Annotated in this window: 4 protein-coding genes; 3 read left to right on the top strand and 1 reads right to left on the bottom strand. The window is 69.8% G+C overall.

Annotated elements, in window-relative coordinates; all coding sequences use genetic code 11:
- Nucleotides 1–824, top strand: an 824-nt coding sequence (locus ACH107_RS31270) for an inositol monophosphatase family protein (protein WP_412509556.1), incomplete at its 5' end; no start/stop codon positions are given.
- Between the two features lie 12 nt (nt 825–836).
- On the opposite strand, the gene ACH107_RS31275 is transcribed toward ACH107_RS31270, so the two are convergent.
- Nucleotides 837–1,571 carry an FkbM family methyltransferase gene (locus ACH107_RS31275; RefSeq protein ID WP_412509557.1) on the bottom strand — a complete coding sequence of 245 codons (735 nt, stop codon included), beginning with the start codon at nt 1,569–1,571 and terminating at the stop codon, nt 837–839.
- Between the two features lie 361 nt (nt 1,572–1,932).
- On the opposite strand from ACH107_RS31275, the gene ACH107_RS31280 reads away from it, so the two are divergent.
- Both ACH107_RS31280 and ACH107_RS31285 read left to right on the top strand, forming a co-directional pair.
- Nucleotides 1,933–2,886 (top strand): zinc-dependent alcohol dehydrogenase, encoded by a 954-nt coding sequence (locus tag ACH107_RS31280; protein WP_412509558.1) that lies wholly within the window; start codon nt 1,933–1,935, stop codon nt 2,884–2,886.
- A gap of 9 nt (nt 2,887–2,895) precedes the next feature.
- A complete protein-coding gene (locus tag ACH107_RS31285; protein ID WP_412509559.1) occupies nt 2,896–3,291 on the top strand; it encodes a 6-pyruvoyl trahydropterin synthase family protein in 396 nt (131 codons plus the stop codon).
- Nucleotides 3,292–3,391 lie beyond the last annotated feature (100 nt).

Below are 3,391 nucleotides of genomic sequence, written 5' to 3' on the forward strand. Positions count from 1 at the left end.
GAACGCGCCGCGGCCGTGCTGACCCGCGCCGCCGGAGCCACCGCATGAGCGCCGGCGACCGCGACGTCGCCGTGACGCTCGCAAACGAAGCAGGCGAGATCCTGTTGCGGCACTGGCAGGACAGGACCCGCCTGAGCGTGACACGGAAACGCGCGGGCGACTTCCTGTCCGACGCGGACCTCGCCGCCGAACGGCACCTGCGAGACCGACTGGCAACCCACCGGCCCGGTGATGGCTGGGCCGGGGAGGAAACCGGCAGGGCCGGCCCCGCCGCGCGGCGCTGGATCGTCGATCCGCTTGACGGCACCACCAACTTCCTGCGCGGGATCCCGCACTGGGCCGTGTCCATCGCCTTGCAGGAGGACAACCGGCTGACCGTGGGCGTCGTGCACGACCCCGTCCGGCAGGAAACTTTCGCCGCGTGGGCGGGCGCACCGGCCACGATGAACGAAACACGCCTCGAGCCGGCCGCAACGGCCACGCTGGAGGCCGCGCTGTTCGGCACCGGCATCCCGTTCGGCGACATGCCGCATATTCCGGACCATGCCGCGGATATCGCGCGGCTGATGCCGCGATGCGCGGGCGTGCGCCGGATGGGCGCCGCCGCGCTCGATCTGGCCTACGTGGCGGCCGGGCGGCTGGACGGGTTCTGGGAACGCCGCCTGCAGATCTGGGACATCGCGGCAGGTCTGGTGGTGCTGCGGCAGGCGGGGGCCCGCGTCGAGGGCTGGCACCCCGATGAACGGCCGGAGAGGACCGGCAACGTGATCACCGCGGCGCCCGCGCTATTCGATGGCTTTGCCGGATGCGTGCGTGGGGCCTGACGCCCGGGCAAGTCACGCGGGTTCCGGTAGGCGCGCGAACAGGTCGCCCGATGGCGCGTCTGGCGGCAGAGTATCCAGCCATGCCTTGACGGCCGGTCCGTCTCGCCATTCCGCCCACAGGAATCCACCTGTTTCGCCGCGGACGGGGTTGAACCGGTACGCCCCCAATTGCGTCAGCCGGTCGATCACCGCGTGGGTGAGATGGGCAAAACCCGGCAGGAACTCGACCGACACGACCGGCACGGGCGTTGACAACCCTGCCAGCACGTCAATCTCGTATCCCTCGACGTCGATCTTGACGTAGCGCGGAACCCCGAACCGGGCGATCAGCCCGTCAAGCGTGATCATCCGCACGCGCTGCCGGCCGTCCCACCGCACATGCTCGAACCCCGGCGCACCGGGTGCGCCGCTGACGAAATCGGCCCGCAACGAGGACACCGTGGGATGGCGGGACGAAACGGCCATCTCCGCCTCGGTCTCCGCCCGGCCCGCCGCGGCCTCGATCAGGCAGATATCGCGTGGCAGCGTCAGGCTTAGGAACCGCGCGAAGGGCTGTTGCGGTTCCAGCGCAACGACCCGTGCACCGGCCGCGCGCATCGCACGGGCGCGCGACCCGACATGCGCCCCCACATCGAACGCCACGTCCCCGGGCCCGAGTATCTGCCGGTAGAACCTGCGCCAGCCCCACAGCCTCAGCGGATTGTGGTAGATCACCAGCGATCGGATGAACCCCGTCCATCGGCCCATGGGCTGCCCTTTTCTCGTTCCGTCGGGGGCAAGATAGCCCGCGGCGCGGGCTGTCCAACCGTCCGCGCCGCGGCGATCGGCGGAATTTTGACAACAGGCTTGTCTCCGCTGTCGTTGAACTACCTTTTTCACAGCCATTGACCCGAAAGGAGCCTTGTATCTTGCGGTTTTCGCGTTCCGCCGCCGCCCCCGGCACGTCAGGCCAGCCCACGCAACCGTCCCGGTGCGATGACTACGTGTCACCAAGTGCCACCGATGCGGCACGCCGCGTGGCGGATGACGGGCGGGTCCCGACAGCGCACACCGGCCAAGCCGCGCGGCACCCGGTGGCAGCGGCGGTCAAATCCGGGTATCGCGTGACATGAGCGCGCGGGCGCTGTGGGTCACGGCCCCGCGCAAGGCCGAACTCGGGCCTGCCGAAACGGGCCACGGGACCGCCGTCGAAACGCTGTTCACGGCAATCAGCCGGGGCACTGAACGGCTGGTCTTCGAAGGGCGCGTCCCCGACAGCGAGGTCGACCGGATGCGCGCCCCCGCTCAGGAAGGCACTTTTCCGTTCCCGGTGAAATACGGGTATTGCGCCGTCGGCCGGGCGATGGAGGGCGCGCTCGAAGGGTGCACCGTCTTCGCGCTGCACCCGCACCAGACGACATTCCGCATGGCCGAGGACATGCTGACCGTGTTGCCCCGCGACCTGCCAGCCGGACGCGCGGTACTGGGCGCCAACATGGAAACGGCCCTCAACGTGCTCTGGGACAGCGGCGCCGCCGCCGGGGACCGGATCACCGTGATCGGGGCGGGTGTCCTCGGGGTGCTCTTGGCCTACCTCGCCGCGCGGCTACCCGGCACGGATGTGACACTGAGCGACGTGAACGCCCACCGCGCCGCGCAGGCCGCCGCGGTGGGCTGCGCCTTCGCGGCCCCCGACGACGCGCCGGTCGACTGTGACGTGGTGATCCATGCATCGGCCAGCGACGCGGGTCTGGCGCGCGCCCTGGATTGTGCGGCCGATGACGCCACCGTCGTCGAAGCCAGCTGGCACGGCACGGGCCGGACGGCGGTGCCCCTCGGCGGCGCGTTCCACAGCCGCCGCCTGCGCCTTGTCAGTTCGCAGGTGGGGCACCTCCCCCCGGCGCGGCGGCCGCGCTGGACCCATGCGCGCCGCATGGCCAAGGCGCTCGACCTGCTTCGCGACCCGGTGCTCGACACGCTCATTTCCGGAGAAACGCCCTTCGAATCCCTGCCCGACCGCTACGGCGCGATCCTGACCGATCCTGACACCCTGTGTCACCGAATACGTTATCACCCAGCCTGAGGAGACCCCATGTTCGCTGTCGAAGTCCGAGATCACATCATGGTCAGCCATTCCCTGCCCTCGCCCGTGTTCGGCCCCGCGCAGGGGATGCACGGCGCGACCTTCACGGTGGACGCGGCATTCTATACCGAGGATATGGACGCGCACGGCCTTGTCGTCGATATCGGTCTCGCGACCGAGGCCCTGACCGGGGTGCTCGACCCGCTGCGGTACAAGAACCTTGACGACCTGCCGGAATTCGCGGGCAAGTTCACGACCACGGAATTCCTGTGCCGGCACATATTCGACAGCATGGCGGCGATCGTCCGCGACGGGCGGCTCAAGGATGACGGGCGCGTGAAAAAGCTGCGTATCCTGCTGCACGAAAGCCATATCGCCCGCGCGTGGTACGAAGGCGAGGTGTGACGTGACGTTCTCGGCCGACTGGCTGGCCCTGCGCGAACCGGCCGATCACGCGGCGCGCGATGCCGACCTGTTGCGACGGGCCGCGCGGGCCGCCGGGCCG

Source organism: Roseovarius halophilus (ex Wu et al. 2025), assembly GCF_047086965.1.

Bases quoted from the DNA above. Each gene is read 5' to 3' on its own strand.
- ACH107_RS31275 (WP_412509557.1), bottom strand. From the start codon at position 1,571: ATGGGCCGATGGACGGGGTTCATCCGATCGCTGGTGATCTACCACAAT.
- ACH107_RS31280 (WP_412509558.1), top strand. From the start codon at position 1,933: ATGAGCGCGCGGGCGCTGTGGGTCACGGCCCCGCGCAAGGCCGAACTC.
- ACH107_RS31285 (WP_412509559.1), top strand. From the start codon at position 2,896: ATGTTCGCTGTCGAAGTCCGAGATCACATCATGGTCAGCCATTCCCTG.